At 57.3% G+C, this 14,491-nt stretch carries 16 protein-coding genes; 7 read left to right on the top strand and 9 right to left on the bottom strand.

All coding sequences use genetic code 11. The features are described from left to right. Positions 1-160: 160 nt before the first annotated feature. From speD to KF947_RS05450, 5 genes are all read right to left on the bottom strand, one after another. Positions 161-955, bottom strand: a complete 795-nt coding sequence (speD, locus tag KF947_RS05470) for an adenosylmethionine decarboxylase (protein WP_088698866.1) — start codon at positions 953-955, stop codon at positions 161-163. Beyond that, positions 952-1,380 carry an OsmC family protein gene (locus KF947_RS05465; protein WP_133729881.1) on the bottom strand — a complete coding sequence of 143 codons (429 nt, stop codon included), beginning with the start codon at positions 1,378-1,380 and terminating at the stop codon, positions 952-954. Before KF947_RS05465 ends, speD begins: the two co-directional genes overlap by 4 nt. 71 nt (positions 1,381-1,451) lie before the next feature. Further along, entirely contained in the window at positions 1,452-1,874 is a 423-nt protein-coding gene (locus KF947_RS05460) for a gamma-glutamylcyclotransferase (RefSeq protein WP_227405677.1), read from the bottom strand. A 3-nt stretch (positions 1,875-1,877) separates the two neighbouring features. Beyond that, complete coding sequence (gene murU, locus KF947_RS05455) at positions 1,878-2,546, bottom strand: N-acetylmuramate alpha-1-phosphate uridylyltransferase MurU (RefSeq protein ID WP_227405676.1); 669 nt, start codon at positions 2,544-2,546, stop codon at positions 1,878-1,880. Beyond that, a complete protein-coding gene (locus KF947_RS05450; RefSeq protein WP_227405675.1) occupies positions 2,543-3,553 on the bottom strand; it encodes an aminoglycoside phosphotransferase family protein in 1,011 nt (336 codons plus the stop codon). Before KF947_RS05450 ends, murU begins: the two co-directional genes overlap by 4 nt. A 70-nt stretch (positions 3,554-3,623) precedes the next feature. Here KF947_RS05450 and KF947_RS05445 point away from each other — a divergent pair, with 70 nt between their 5' ends. The 5 genes from KF947_RS05445 to apaG all read left to right on the top strand — a co-directional run bounded on the left by KF947_RS05445 (position 3,624) and on the right by apaG (position 9,643). Then, complete coding sequence (locus KF947_RS05445; RefSeq protein ID WP_133729885.1) at positions 3,624-6,074, top strand: LPS-assembly protein LptD; 2,451 nt, start codon at positions 3,624-3,626, stop codon at positions 6,072-6,074. 39 nt (positions 6,075-6,113) lie between these two features. Then, the gene (locus KF947_RS05440; protein WP_133729886.1) at positions 6,114-7,139 is read left to right on the top strand and encodes a peptidylprolyl isomerase; all 1,026 of its coding nucleotides are present in this window, start codon (positions 6,114-6,116) and stop codon (positions 7,137-7,139) included. Next, positions 7,139-8,206 carry a 4-hydroxythreonine-4-phosphate dehydrogenase PdxA gene (gene pdxA, locus KF947_RS05435; protein WP_227405674.1) on the top strand — a complete coding sequence of 356 codons (1,068 nt, stop codon included), beginning with the start codon at positions 7,139-7,141 and terminating at the stop codon, positions 8,204-8,206. Before KF947_RS05440 ends, pdxA begins: the two co-directional genes overlap by 1 nt. Before the next feature lie 235 nt (positions 8,207-8,441). Beyond that, positions 8,442-9,269: a 16S rRNA (adenine(1518)-N(6)/adenine(1519)-N(6))-dimethyltransferase RsmA gene (gene rsmA, locus KF947_RS05430; protein WP_133729888.1), complete on the top strand. Its 828-nt coding sequence runs from the start codon at positions 8,442-8,444 to the stop codon at positions 9,267-9,269. Continuing rightward, positions 9,266-9,643 (top strand): Co2+/Mg2+ efflux protein ApaG, encoded by a 378-nt coding sequence (apaG, locus tag KF947_RS05425; protein WP_133729889.1) that lies wholly within the window; start codon positions 9,266-9,268, stop codon positions 9,641-9,643. The genes rsmA and apaG overlap by 4 nt, the downstream gene beginning before the upstream one ends. Here apaG and KF947_RS05420 read toward each other — a convergent pair. Together KF947_RS05420 and KF947_RS05415 are read right to left on the bottom strand one after the other, a co-directional pair. Continuing rightward, positions 9,640-11,088 carry an FAD-dependent oxidoreductase gene (locus tag KF947_RS05420; RefSeq protein WP_227405673.1) on the bottom strand — a complete coding sequence of 483 codons (1,449 nt, stop codon included), beginning with the start codon at positions 11,086-11,088 and terminating at the stop codon, positions 9,640-9,642. The two genes, apaG and KF947_RS05420, sit on opposite strands and share 4 nt — an antisense overlap. Beyond that, positions 11,088-11,267 (bottom strand): hypothetical protein, encoded by a 180-nt coding sequence (locus KF947_RS05415; RefSeq protein WP_133729891.1) that lies wholly within the window; start codon positions 11,265-11,267, stop codon positions 11,088-11,090. The genes KF947_RS05420 and KF947_RS05415 overlap by 1 nt, the downstream gene beginning before the upstream one ends. Before the next feature lie 279 nt (positions 11,268-11,546). On the opposite strand from KF947_RS05415, the gene KF947_RS05410 reads away from it, so the two are divergent. Both KF947_RS05410 and KF947_RS05405 read left to right on the top strand, forming a co-directional pair. Then, positions 11,547-12,368, top strand: coding sequence for a symmetrical bis(5'-nucleosyl)-tetraphosphatase (locus tag KF947_RS05410; protein WP_227405672.1), 822 nt, complete (start codon positions 11,547-11,549; stop codon positions 12,366-12,368). Further along, positions 12,365-13,534, top strand: a complete 1,170-nt coding sequence (locus KF947_RS05405; protein WP_223288022.1) for a polynucleotide adenylyltransferase — start codon at positions 12,365-12,367, stop codon at positions 13,532-13,534. The genes KF947_RS05410 and KF947_RS05405 overlap by 4 nt, the downstream gene beginning before the upstream one ends. Positions 13,535-13,538: 4 nt before the next feature. Here KF947_RS05405 and folK read toward each other — a convergent pair whose 3' ends face one another. Together folK and folB are read right to left on the bottom strand one after the other, a co-directional pair. Beyond that, complete coding sequence (folK, locus tag KF947_RS05400) at positions 13,539-14,087, bottom strand: 2-amino-4-hydroxy-6-hydroxymethyldihydropteridine diphosphokinase (RefSeq protein ID WP_133729894.1); 549 nt, start codon at positions 14,085-14,087, stop codon at positions 13,539-13,541. Beyond that, positions 14,084-14,464: a dihydroneopterin aldolase gene (gene folB / locus KF947_RS05395; protein WP_022522378.1), complete on the bottom strand. Its 381-nt coding sequence runs from the start codon at positions 14,462-14,464 to the stop codon at positions 14,084-14,086. The genes folK and folB overlap by 4 nt, the downstream gene beginning before the upstream one ends. Positions 14,465-14,491 lie beyond the last annotated feature (27 nt).

Raw genomic sequence — 14,491 nt, 5'->3', positions numbered from 1 at the left:
GCGCCACGGTTTGCCGGTGAAGTGCCAGCGTTTAGGCGGCGAAGTGAGGCGCGTCAGGCAGCCTGAGCTGAATAGTTACATCACTCGCAGCCATATAAAAAGCCAGCATTAGCTGGCTTTTGGGTGTTCTGGTGCTGCGTTGAGCCCAGATTGGGGGCTTTTAATCCAGATTGCGGGAGTAGAAAATTTCCAGCATCTCTTTACGCAAACGACCCTCGATATCCCGGGCTTCTTCAAAGGTAATATCGCGACGCGACGTGCCGAACAGGTAGTTATCCAGTTCGAAGTCTTTGAGCAGCATCTTGGTGTGGAACATGTTCTCCTGATACACGTTTACGTCCATCATCTGGTACGCATTCTTGGTGTCTTCAGCGAGATAATCTTGAATGGAAGTAATACCGTGATCGATAAACAGTTTCTTGCCATCCACATCGCGGGTAAAGCCGCGCACCCGGTAATCCATGGTAACGATGTCGGAGTCGAAACTATGGATTAGGTAGTTCAGCGCTTTTAACGGGCTGATATGTCCACAGGTGGAAACATCGATATCCAGGCGGAAGGTGCTGATACCGTTGTCGGGGTGTGACTCAGGGTAGCTGTGCACCGTAACGTGGCTTTTATCCAGGTGGCCGACTACCGTCTCTGGTAACGGGCCGGGGCCTGGTTGAATTTGCTCAGGCGCCGCCTCGTCAAGCTCATGCTCGGCAATCAAAATCGTCACGCTCGCGCCATGGGGCTCGTAGTCCTGGCGGGCGATATTGAGCACATGGGCGCCGATGATGTTGGTGACGTCTTTAAGAATCTGGGTCAAACGCTCGGCGTTATAGAGCTCATCGATATAGTCGATGTAAGCCGCTGTCTGCTCTTCGGTCTTGGCATAACAGATATCGTAAATGTTGAAGCTCAGCGAGCTGGTCAGGTTGTTAAACCCGTGGAGCCGGAGATTGTCTGTCACGTCCGAGCCTCCTCAATAATCTCAAAGGAATGGGTGATCTTAACGCCGCCGTTAACGAGCATGATCGATGCACTGCAGTACTTTTCTGCGGAGAGTTCAACCGCGCGGGCAACCTGCTTCTCTTTAAGCGCGCGTCCGGTTACCACGAAATGGACGTGGATCTTGGTAAATACGGCGGGCACTTCATCGGCGCGTTCGGCGTCTAGCTCAGCAACGCAGTCGGTCACATCGGCACGCGCTTTATCAAGAATATTCAAGATATCAAAAGCGGTGCAACTGCCCATGCCCATCAGCAGCATTTCCATTGGGCGAGGCCCCGTATTACGGCCGCCGTGGTCGGGCGGGCCATCGATCACAACGCTGTGCCCGCTACCGGATTCCGCCACGAATTGGCGGCCTTCTGTCCATTTTACCCGTGCTTTCACGCTGCTCTCCTCATCTAGGCGACGAAAGGTAAGTCGCGCAGCATAACATTTCTTGGCCTGCGCGCCTCTTCTCAACGTTGTTGTTGAACATTGCTAATGTTCGGCGTGTGCCAGCCACCCTCATATATCGCTGTTTTGCCTGCCACGCTGGGGTTGTAAAGATACACCCAGGCGAGACCAAAACAGGTGTCGATCTGCTGGCGGTCATACTCACCCTCGGTGGGCGCATCAATGCGGTAATCCTCTAAGCGGTCTAGTTGGGCCAAGTGGTGAACGTTGATCCGATAGACTTCTATTGTGATCCCTTTTGACCGCTGCCGTTTGGCGCCGGGGTAGGGGCCGATATCGTAGAGCGTGAGCGCTGGAGTAGCGTCGCGCCCGAGCAGTGTGGCATCGTTTAACCAGTGGGCATTGTTAAAGCCTTGTTTGAGCGTTCCGTAGACCGCTACCCGTGGCGTGTCAGCGATTGCTTCACGTAAATAGCGCGGATGCATAGGCTAACCCCTTTCGCTCTGTAGCTGGCGCTCCAGCGCCGCCAGTCGTTCAGGGGTTCCAACGTCAACCCAATGCCCCTTATAGTGCTCGCCGCTTACCTGGTTGTTATCGATAGCAGTTCTCAGCAGTGGCGCCAAGGCAAAGGAGCCCTGGGGCTGCCCGGCGAGCAGCCCAGGGTGAATCACACTGATGCCTGAGTAGGTCAAGCGTTCAGAGTTGGTTTGATTCACGCGTCCTCCTGCTAGTCCAAAATCTCCACTGGCGTGCTGTGGAGGATTTTCCACCAGCATCAAGTGTGCCAGATCGTCGCCTTGGAGTGCTTGCTGGTCTGGGAGCGCTGCGCACCAAACGTCACCGTTGACCAGCAGAAACGGCGCCTCGCCAAGTAGCGGCAGCGCTTGCTGAATGCCGCCACCGGTCTCTAGTGGGGTTGTTTCCGGGCTCCAGCGAATGCGCAGGCCATAGGCGCCACCATCGCCCAACGCTGCGACAATCTGCTCGGCACGGTAGCTGACGTTGATGACTACCTCATGAATACCCGCCAGGCGAAGTCGCTCCAGATGGTGCACGATCAGCGGCTTCCCCGCCACGGGCAGCAGCGGCTTGGGGCAGTGGTCGGTGAGCGGGCGCATCCGCTTGCCCAGACCCGCGGCTAAAATCATCGCTTTCATGACGGTATTTCCGCTAGTCGTTTCATAATGGCAGGCCGTAAGGTGAGTTTGACCCACTCCGCGAACTCAGCCTGTTCGGTCAGGAACCATAGACTATCTTCCAGATGATCCAGAAAGTGCGGTAAGCGCTCGAGATAGCCACTTTTTTGATCACGCAGGGTTAAACGGCAGAAAATTCCCAGCACTTTTAGTGATCGCTGTGCGGCCATGGCGTGGCACTGGGTTAGAAAAGTGGCAAAATCGACGCTGCCGGGTAGTCGGCCATCGCTGCGAGCCTGTTGATAAAATGCCTCGACAAAGCCGGCAAACTGCTCATTGCTAAAGCGGCAGTAGCGCCCTCGCAGTAGCGAGATTACATCGTAGCTGAGCGGGCCAGCCACGGCGTCCTGAAAGTCGATCATAAACAGACGCTGATCGTGCATCATCAGGTTCATGGCATCAAAATCGCGGTGCACAGTCACTACTGGCTGCGCTAGGGCATGCTGGATAAGCTGCTCACGAACGACGTGCCAGCTCTCAGGCGGTGGCAGCGTTAACCAGGCACCAAGGCACCACTCGGGAAACAGATCGAGCTCACGGCCCAGCAGTGCCGTATCATAAGCAGGCAGTGAGTCAGGGCCTGCGCGATTTTGCAGTTTGGCGATCAGCGTGAGAGCCTGAGCATGGTAGGCCTGTGTGGTAGCGTCGTCGTTAAATAAGTGCTGTAGCGGCGTGTTGCCCAAGTCTTCAAGCAGCAGAAAACCGTCCGCTAGGTTGGCCGCGTGCACCTTGGGTACCGGTAGCCCGGCGCTTCGCCAGCGCTTGGCGATGGCCACAAACGGCTGAGAGTCCTCTTGCTCAGGAGGAGCGTCCATGACCACCTGGGTGGCACCGTCGGGGAGCGTGAGGCGAAAATAGCGCCGAAAACTCGCATCTCCCACGGCGGAGGAAAGCGAAATGTCGGCCTCAGAGAGACCGTTTTGTTGGGCAGCCCACGTGGTGAGGGCGTTAATCCGATATGAGGACATGCAAGCTCCTTGCTGGTCGGGCATCATGCGGGCTGTATAATACCGATTCTGGATGCCAAGGATAACGAACATGGGCAAGCGATTTTCGCGCACCTTGCCGGTTGCGCATACGCTGATGGGCAGTTTGCTTGCTGGCGCCTCGTTTACGGCGGTGGCTCAAGGGCAAACCATGTCCGCTGAAGCGTTGGATTGGCAACCCTGGGGGGAAGAAGAAGCGGCTAATCAACTTTGCCGTGGGCGCTATGTCATGCCCAGCTACCGCTTGCCAGCGGAAGATAACCCGGAAACGCTCTCGCTTGAGGCTAGCGACGTCGATTATGCTGCCGATGGCGAAGCGTTGCTGCGCGGCGATGTGGTACTGCGCCGCGGCAATGAAGAAGTGGAAGCGGAGCGGGTCTTTTTACCCGCCGACCGTCAGCAGGTCGATGCTGAAGGCAATATCGCCATCCGCGATGGGCGCGCTTTGGTACGCGGCGAACAGGCGATGCTCCGGCTTAACGAAGATCGGGCCACCCTGGGTGACAGCCACTATGTGCTCTACGAGCAGCATCTGCGCGGTCAGGCTAGTCAGCTAGAGCAGACCGGGGAAGGTGAGTACCGCCTACAAGATGCAAGCTTTACTACCTGCGACCCGGGTGCTAATAGCTGGCAACTGGTCAGCAGCGATATTCGCTTGAACCAGGCCGAAGGCTTTGGTACTGCACGTCATGCGCGCCTGGAGGTGAAAGATGTGCCAATATTTTACTGGCCATGGCTGCGTTTCCCCATCGACGACCGCCGCCATACTGGGCTGCTTTCCCCAACGATAGGCTTCTCGTCGGACGGTTTTGACTACGCTCAGCCGTTTTATTGGAATATTGCCGCCAACCACGATGCAACCATTACGCCACGCTGGATGAGTGACCGCGGCTTGCTAATGAGCGGTGAGTACCGTTACCTGTTTGAAGAGAGTGCGGGCATCGTTGAAGGTGGCTATTTAAATAGCGATGACGGCGGCTCTGGCGGCGGAGAAAACCGCTTTGAGGGCGATGACCGCTGGTATGTAGATGCCCGCCATGCAGGCCGGGTTAACGAGCGCAGTAATTATCGGCTGCGCTACGGAGCCGCCAGTGACGGGCGCTATTTCGATGACTTCGGCGGTGAATTTGGCGAGAGTGACCGCGCCAGTATGGAGCGTTTGGCCCAGGTCGATTACCGCGGCCAGCGCTGGCAGTTGGATGCCCGCGCCCAGGGCTTCCAGCGTTTGGAAGACCCGCTTAGCGATAGCGATAAACCCTTTTATCAACTGCCGAGCCTGAGCGCAAATGCCAATTGGCAGTTCGACAACGGGCTATATACCCAGTGGCGATCGAACGCGACCTATTTTTGGCGCGATGTGGATGAGCGCCGTGTACCGGAGCGCGAAGCGGCCACCGGCAGCCGGTTGCACCTAATGCCAGCAGTTGGCTGGCGTTTCGAGCGTCCTTGGGGCTACCTGGAACCGCGAACCGAGCTGTGGAACACTGCTTACGAGCTGGATTACGGCGAGCGCGACACACAGCGTAGTGACTCACCCAGTCGTAGTGTTGCTCTGACCTCCATCGACAGCGGGCTGGTCTTCGAGCGTGAACTCGCCCTGGGTGGGCGAGATTACCGCCAAACCCTGGAGCCACGCCTTAACTACGCCTATGTGCCGCGCACTGATCAGAGCGAGCTGCCCGACTTTGACAGCCGCGAACGTGCTTTCTCTTGGGATCAGCTCTGGTCAGCCCAGCGCTTTTCCGGCACCGACCGCGTTGGCGATCTCAACCGGCTCTCTTACGGCGTGCAGTCGCGCTTGTTGGAAGATGCCTCCGGTCGTGACCGCCTCTCGTTCGGGGTTGGTCAAAGCGTTTACTTTGATGACCGTCGTATTGATAGCGAGGGTGACGCCGATACGCTGCCAGATCGTCCGGAAGACAACCCGAACGTCAATCCAGAAAGCCGCTATCAGGCTACCCGGGATCGCTCGCCTTTGGTCACCCGCCTTGACTGGCAGATCAATGATCGCTGGAGCAGCGGAGCAGAATGGCTCTACGATGATCACCGTGAACGCACCGAACGCTCAAGCGTTGATGTTGGTTACCGGCATCCCGAAGGGCACGTAGTGAACCTTGGCTACCGTTGGGAGATCGAAGGGTTCGACCCCAGCGTATTGCCGGGCGATGATGGCTTTCGTGACTACAGCCGCGAAGAGTGGGATCTTTCGTTTGCCTGGAAAGCCAGTACCAACATTGATTTGATCGGCCGCTACCTGCACGATCAAACCAATGAGCGTTCGCTTGAGCAATTGGCAGGCGTGCAGTGGAATAATTGCTGTTACGGACTGCAGTTGGTGTGGCGCGAATGGGTCGATGACAATGACACCGCTCGTATTAATGATGACTTTAATGATCGCGGACTATTTTTACGCTTCGTATTCCGTGGTCTGGGCGGCGTTGGTCAGGATGCGGATAGCTATTTTGAACAGACCATTCCTGGCTATCGTCCGACTGCCCTGTAAATGACTTCCATAGAATGGCTAATGAAAGAGACGTTTGTTATGAAAATGAGAAAGCCCCTGCTAGGCCGTATGAAACAGCTCTCTGCTGGTAGCCTGCTAGCTTTGTGTGTAGGTGCAGGCCTGGTGCTGGCCCCGCTTGCTTTACAGGCGCAGAACTTCCAATCCACCCAGCGCCAGGCGTTAGATAGCGTTGTGGCTGTCATCAATGACGATGTGATTATGCGCAGTGAATTAGATGATCGCATGTCGCAAATTGAGCAGCAGGCGCAGGCCCAGGGGGGAAATCTTCCACCGCGCTCCCAGTTGGAGCGTCAGGTGCTTGAGCGCATGGTGATGGAAGAGATTCAGCTGCAAATGGCGGAAGATGCCAATTTGAGCATTGATGATACCGAGCTCAATGGGCAGGTGCGCTCGATTGCCGAATCCAACGGCATGACACTTGATGAGTTTGCCGACGCAGTGGAAGCTGATGGCATGACACTGGCCAGCGTGCGCGAAGATATTCGCCGCGAAATGCTGATGCGGCAGGTACAGCAGCGCCAAATTAGCGACCGCGTATCGGTCAGCGACCGTGACGTTGAGCGCTTTCTAAACCAGCAGTCCGGCCAATCCGGCGAGCAGAACTTTATTGAAGAGACCCGTGCCCGCCATGTGCTGATTGCACTGACTCCCAACCGCGATGAAAACCAAGCCCGTGCGCGGGCGGAAGAGGTGCGCCAGCGCCTTTCTCAAGGCGAGGACTTTGCCTCGGTGGCACGTGAGTATAGCGATGACAGTGGCACAGCCCTCAACGGCGGTGAGCTGGGCTGGGTTCGTCCAGGGCAAACCGTTCCTGCCTTTGAAGAAGCGATGCGTGAACTGGATGTTAACCAAGTATCTCAGCCGGTGCGCTCCCAGTTTGGCTACCACGTCATTGAAGTAGAAGAGCGTCGTCGTCAAAATGTCACCCAAGAGAGCCAGCGCGAGCAAGTGCGCCAGGCGATCTTCCAACGTCGCGCTAACGAAGAGCTAGAGTCCTGGCAGCAAGAGGTTCGCTCCCAGGCCTTTGTTGATATTCGACTCTAATGTTAGTGGATACTTTATCATCCGATAGCGAGCTGCCGGTGGTGGTAACTACCGGCGAGCCAGCGGGTATTGGCCCTGAGCTAATGCTGATGCTGGCGGCCCAGGGTAGCCTTCCCGCGTATACAGTGGCGATTGGCGACCCGGATATGCTACGCCAGCGTGCAGCCGCGCTGGGGCTCAAGGTCACGGTGGTAGAGTGTTCGCCCGGTGAGCACCCAAGTGGCACCCATGGCTTGCCGGTCTGGCCGGTTGCGTTGAGCGAACCGGCCACGCCGGGCGTTCTCAATCCGGTTAACGCTGACTATGTGCTGGCGACCTTGGCGCTGGCGGTGGATGCCTGCCAAAAAGGGCAGGCGGCTGCCATGGTGACGGCGCCACTTCATAAAGGCGTCATCATCGAAGGTGGTCATCCATCCTTTACCGGCCACACCGAATGGCTGTGCGATGCTTGCGGTGTCGATGAGGTGGTAATGATGCTCGCTACCGATGCGGCACTGCATGCCAGCGGCCCAAGTTGGCAGGGCAGTGGCGATCTTCGTGTGGCGCTGGTGACCACCCACTTACCCCTGCGCAAGGTTGCCGACGCCATCACCTATGAGCGTGTTACCCGAATCAGCCGCTTGCTAGTCGCTGATTTGCAGCGCCAGTTCGGGATTGCTAAACCGCGTGTGGCAGTGTGTGGTTTAAACCCGCACGCCGGTGAAGATGGCCACCTGGGTCGCGAAGAGCTAGATGTTATTATTCCCGCGCTCGATGCCCTGCGCGCTGAAGGAATGGATATCCTTGGCCCGTTGCCCGCCGACACGCTGTTTACCCCCAGACACTTGGCAGGTGTTGATGCGGTGCTGGCGATGTACCATGACCAGGGGTTGGCGGTGTTAAAATACGCCGGCTTTGGCCAGGCCGCTAACATTACCCTGGGCTTGCCATTGGTGCGTACTTCGGTCGACCATGGCACCGCGCTGGATCTGGCTGGCAAAGGCGTGGCAGACCCCGGCAGCCTAAAAGTCGCTATCGACCTTGCGCGCCGTTTAGCCGCGCAGCGGTTGTCTGCTACTGAAATTTAATCCGGTGCCAGAGTAGGTTGCAGCGAGGGTCTTTTTCCAGGGCCGGAAAATGTTCCGACAATTCCGGCATTTCCGCCATCCATGGCGGTCAGATGGAAAAAGTAGCGCCCAAGGACGGGTTCACAGCGCCCACGCGGAAACCTACTCTGGTACTGATTCATGCAGACGACCAGTTGCAACAGTGCTGGCCACTACATACTCCCGATTGAATCCGCACTCCAAGGAACACCGTTTGATGTCTACTGTGCCCCAACACCGCGCTCGTAAACGCTTTGGTCAGAACTTTTTACGTGACCTCGGCATTATCTCGCGGATCGTTCGCGCCGTTGGCCCGCGCTCGACGGATCGCTTGGTCGAAATTGGCCCAGGCCAGGGGGCGCTAACCGAGCCGCTGCTGGAGGCTGCGGGGCACTTGGAAGTGATCGAGCTTGATCGCGACCTGATTCCCGGTCTGCGGGTGCAGTTTTTCAACTATCCCGATTTTGTGATTCATGAAGGCGACGCACTGAAGTTCGATTTTGCTGCGCTGAAAGGCGATGGGCCCGCGCTACGCGTGGTAGGCAACCTGCCCTACAACATCTCCACACCACTGATAATACATCTGCTGGCTGCAGGAAGTGCCATAGAAGATATGCACTTTATGTTGCAAAAAGAGGTGGTTGAGCGCTTAGCCGCAGAACCCGGCGGTGCTGATTGGGGGCGTCTGTCGGTTATGGCTCAGTACTACTGCCAGGTCGAACAGCTGTTTATCGTGCCGCCGGAAGCCTTTGTGCCGCGCCCCAAAGTCGACTCCGCCATTGTGCGTTTAACTCCCCATGAAACGCTACCTCATACAGCGGATGATCCAGCGCTGTTGTTTGAGCTGGTGAAGCTCGCCTTTGGCCAGCGGCGCAAGACGCTGCGCAATAACTTCAAAGGGCGGGTGAGTGCCGAAACCCTGGAAGACTTGGGCATTGACCCTATCCGTCGTCCGCAAACATTGACTGTGGAGGAGTACGTGACGATTGCCAATCGTGTTGCCGCCGATGAGCAGGCAAGCGGTGAGCGGGGCAGCCAAACGTGAGTGGCCTAGCGATCAACGTCAGCGTCGTCCCTAGCTACCGCGCTGATGAGTCTAACGATGGCGAGTCGCGCTACGTGTTTAGCTATACAGTGACCGTCCACAATCAGAGTCCACATAGCGCTCAATTGATGGCACGCTACTGGAAAATCACCCAGGGCAGCGGCGATTGCCAGGAAGTGCGTGGCAAGGGCGTCGTCGGTCAACAGCCGCTGATTGGCCCTGGCCAGAGTTTCCGTTACACCAGCCGCGCCATTCTGCAAACCCCAGTCGGTGTAATGGAAGGTACCTATACGCTGTTGGACACCTCTACTCAGCGCGTTTTTGAGGTAGCCATTACTCCCTTTAGGTTGGCCGTACCGCTCCAGCTCCATTAGGCGGTTTGCGTTAGCCTACTCTCTAGGTGGTCGCAAAGCCGCAGGGCCAACTGCACTAGTGTTAACGTAGGGTTGGCGTGCCCGGCGCTGGCAAAAACGCTGGAACCTGCCACATAGAAATTGTCCTGAGCAAATAGACGGCAGTCGGGGTTAACAATGCCTTGCTCGGCATTAAGGCTCATGCGCGTGCCGCCCATATGGTGACGGCCAGCCAATTCACCCTCGGTGGGCAGCTGTACCGGCGTATCGGCTAGCCAGTCAGCCAGTTGCAGCCTACCTACCTCGCTATCACACAGATACTCCCCCAATAGCAGCATGCTCTCGCGGATGGTGTGGCGATCCAAATCAGACTGCTGCCACACCAATCGGCTGCGGGGCACGCCCAGCTCATCCAGCTCCTCGCTTAACTCTATGCGATTGTCAAAGCGAGGTTCCTGCTCCCAGGCGGCTCTTAGCACCGCGCCGTGTATCACCCGCCCCTGGGCCTGCCAGATACGCAACCGTCCTGCCAGCGTGGGCGCCTGATCCGCGAGCTCATCAATCAGTTCCTGGGTGGCTTCAGCGTTCATGCGGTGCAGGCGCAGCCCACAATTCAGTATTTGGCGCGAGCTGATGGAGTGGGCGGTGGGGGAGAGGAACACGTTGTAATCTTCGTCCAGACCCAGGGCCGCTGGCTCAAAAATTAGCGCCTGGCCCACCGTGGCGTGAGGGTGCTCCATCCAGTAGCGCCCTAAGGTGCCAGCTTGCGGTATAAGCTGGCCATTTAACTGTTGGTTGCACCACAGCAGCAAGCGCGAGTTTTCGATGCCGCCACAGGCCAGCACAAAGTAGCGCGCCTGAACCTTTCGGTAATTGCCTCGGTAGTTTTTGAAAGTGGCGCCGGTGACTTTGCCGTCCTGGCTTTCCAGTGCCACCAAGTTGGCTGTTAGGCAGCACTCCAACGTGGTCGATTCGCTTAGCGTGGCGGCATACTTCTCCTTCAGACGCGTCGGGTGGCCCAGTGAGAAGTAGATGCGCTTGAGTCCAGAGCCAGTGATCGGCTGATCAGCAGGCGTAGGCGCCAAGTCCAGTACGCTGGCAGCGGGACGATAGTAGGGCGATAACGCGTCGCGGCCAATAGGCCAATCCGTCTCACTGGCAGCGCTTTTGGCGGTAAAGTCATAGCGATCAAGTGGTCGGCAGATGCCGCCCCAGTGGTTGGTCGACCCGCCCAAGTGGCGCAGGCGAGCGCCATAGAGGGGAATATACGGGTCGCCGATAACTTCGCCCCGGTAGCACTCTTGGGAGCGTTCGCTGTAATCCGCATCGCCACCTTCGCAGAGCAGTACGCGGTGGCCGCGCTCCGTCAGGGTAACGGCCATGGAAATGCCCGCCGCACCAGCACCGATAATGCAGACATCCACTGCCTTGCTGCGCTCGCTGATATCCTCAAAGGCGATATACATCAGCGGTCACTGCTGCGCAGTAGCCAACCATTAACGGTCACCGCAGCGGGCGGTGGGCCAAGCTTGGGAGCAGCGGCTCGTGCGGCAGGAAGAAGCGTTGTGCCGGGGAGTATGAGTGCGCCAAGGCCTGCCAGCGTTGCTGCTCGCAGTAGCCCGCGCCGAGAATGATCCATTGTCATAAGCGTACCGTTTTCCTTAACAGTTGTTGCGAAGTGGCTACTCGAGAGACTAACTATTCATTTGACCAACTATTCATTTGACCAACGACGCGATTGAGTGGCTAAGCTAGCGAGAAGCTCAAGAGTGCCAAAGCGTATTTTTATAGTGATCCAGGTTTGTACTTTCCACCAGTGTTAATCATCAACATAAGCCATCAACATAAACCACCGACGACAGGCAGAGGGTGTCGTTGAAGTGGTAGTATTTAGCCTACTCATTTTATTAAAAAGGCCTCGTGCATGAGCACCTATGCGATCGGCGATCTGCACGGCTGTTACGCCGAATTTGTAGCCCTTCTTGAAAAGCTCAGCTTCAACCCCGCGCGGGATACGCTATGGCTGGTGGGCGATTTGATTAATCGTGGGCCTGGTTCATTGGAGTGTCTGCGAGAAGTGCGCGCACTGGGTAGTTCGGCACGCAGCGTATTGGGCAACCACGATTTTCATTTGTTGGTCGTGGCGCGTGGCGGCGGCAAGCTGAAAAAAAATGACACCTTGAGCGATATTCTGGGAGCGCCTGACTGCGAAGTGTTGCTGGATTGGCTACAGAGCCAGCCGCTTAGCGTGTTTCAAAACGGTACGCTAATGACCCACGCGGGGCTGCTTCCCCAATGGAGCGTAGCCCAGACCGTGTCTCTGGGGTGTGAAGTGCAGGCTGCGCTTGCCAGTGAAGCCTCTGGTGAGTTTTTAACCCAGCTGTTCGGCAACCAACCAGACAGCTGGCACGACGAGTTAGACGGCATTGATCGGCTGCGTCTGATTGTCAATGTGCTGACTCGGATGCGCTTTATTGATGCCCAGGGCCGTTTGGACTTTGCTGCCAAAGAGGGATTGGACAGTGCCCCAGAGGGCTTTCTGCCCTGGTTTCAATACCCGCGCGACGATGATACACGGCTGCTCTTCGGCCACTGGGCGGCGCTGGAGGGAAATACCCCCCAGGCGCGAGTGCCCGTTGAGGCGCTGGATACGGGCTGTGTTTGGGGCGGACGTCTAACCGCGTTCAATCTGGACAGCGGTGAGCGAACCAGTGTAGCTAGCCTTCAGCAGGAAAAACGACAGTGAAAGAGACAAACAGTGATCCCCACTTAGCGGGCTTGAACGTGTATCGGGTAGGCGGCGCCGTGCGCGATGAGTTACTTGGCTGGCCGGTATATGACAATGACTGGGTTGTGGTGGGCGCTACGCCAGACGCCATGCGCAGGCGCGGTTTTAAGCCTGTGGGGCGCGATTTTCCAGTTTTTTTGCATCCAGAAACCGCTGAGGAGTACGCCCTGGCCCGCACCGAACGCAAGTCGGGCCACGGCTATGGCGGTTTTGAAGTGCATGCCAGCCCCGATGTCAGTCTGGAAGAGGATCTGTTGCGGCGTGATTTAACCATTAACGCCATCGCCCAGAGTACTGAAGGTGAATTAACCGACCCGTTTAATGGTCAAGGCGATATCGAACGGCGCGTGTTGCGGCATATCTCCGCGTCGTTTAGCGAAGACCCGTTGCGGGTGCTTCGTACCGCACGTTTTCTGGCCCGCTATGCGTCACTGGGCTTCAGCATTGCCCCTGAAACACTGACGCTAATGCGTCAGGTGAGTCACAGCGGTGAACTTGAGCACCTGGCCGCCGAGCGGGTGTGGGTCGAAACGGAAAAAGCGCTGGGTGAGCCAAGCCCAGAGGTCTATTTCACTACCCTTGAACGTTGCGATGCGCTCAACGTCTGGTGGCCAGAATTAGCGGGCGAAGCGTTAGTGAAGGGCTTGGCAGCGATGGCTAAGGTACCTGATAGCGACATGTTCCCATTGGCTCATTGGCGCCATGCGCAGCTGGTATCGCCGCTAAGCGCTGAGCAGCGCGATGCCTTGTCGGAACGGCTCAAACTGCCCAATGCCGTTGCCCAATTGGCTCGCCATACCGCGCTTACCTATTCGTTAATAAACCATTCGCTAACAAACCATTCATTATCCAACCAGGCGCTGCCTTCCGACGCATTAGAGGGCTCTAGCGTGCTACGTTGGCTGGAGCGTTTGGATGGTTGGCGTAAGCCTGAGCAGGTCGAGGGGCAGCTGGCGTTAGTCAAAGTGTTGGCGCCTGAGCAGGTTGGCCCGCTCGAAAACGCCTGGCAGGCTGCTCGGGAGGTAAGCCCCCAGGCGCTGATAGCTGAGGGATATCAAGGAGCTGCGCTGGGCGAGGCCTTGCGAGAGCGCCGGGGGCAGGCCGTGGAGGCGGCGCTAACCTAGCCGTTTACCGGCGTGCCGCCGCCAGCAGGGGCTGTTCATCTGCTTGGGAGATCCAGCGACCGCGCCAGCTAAAATCCACCGCCCAAAGGCGCTGGCTACCAAGCTCAAAGGCGCTCCATAGCTCCGCATAGGGCGTGCCGCAGCGGGGGTGGCGCTGCTCGGGCAGCAACTCGGCGAGTGGCTGCAAAACAAACGCATTATGGGTAATTTCGCTACGCGGTAAGGCGACTTCATCAATCGTGCCGCAGAGGCTGCCCACGGTGAGCAAGTCAATATCCAGCGCTCGGGGGCTAAATTTGGCAATATCGGGCCGGCGGCCATGCTCTATTTCCAGCTGCTTACCCCATACCTGCAGTTCGCCCGGTGTCCAAGCGCTGTGAAACGCCACCACCAGGTTATAGAAATTGCGGCTGTCGGCGAAACCAACCGGTTCGCTTTCAAACACTCGTGAGATCTGTAGGGGGCCGAAGGTATCGGCAAGCGCATCCAGGCAGCAGCGAATATGCCGAGTAGGGTGAATATTGCTGCCTAAGCTGACGGTCACCAGGTTCATGCGCTGATCTCCTGGGTTGCCTCCGGCAGATTGCCGCGGGTAATTTCCAGGCCGACGCTAACGGCATTGGCAACCGCGCCCGGTTTACGTACCGTTAAGCGCAGCCAAGTGATGGGGAAGTCTGTACGCAGGCATTCAGCGAGCCGTTCGGCAAAGGTCTCTACCAGGGCGAACTGATGGGCATCGGCAAACTGCTGAATGCGCTGGCAGATAGCAGCGTAGTCCAGGGTAAGGCGTAAATCGTCGGTGGCTGCGGCCGAGCGAATGTCGGTCGCCAACACCAAGTCTAAGCTTAGCGACTGTTGAATCGAGCGCTCCCAGTCGTAGACACCAATCACGGTATCGACGCTTAACGCTTCAATCAAAATGCGATCCATCCAGCTTCCCCCTACGGTAACAAGCGG

Origin of the sequence: Halomonas sp. FeN2 (assembly GCF_020595105.1) — a bacterium.
GTDB classification, from domain to species: Bacteria; Pseudomonadota; Gammaproteobacteria; order Pseudomonadales; family Halomonadaceae; genus Vreelandella; species Vreelandella neptunia.
The sequence above is the reverse complement of the archived record's forward strand: the minus strand, read 5'-3'. Positions and strand labels throughout refer to the sequence as shown.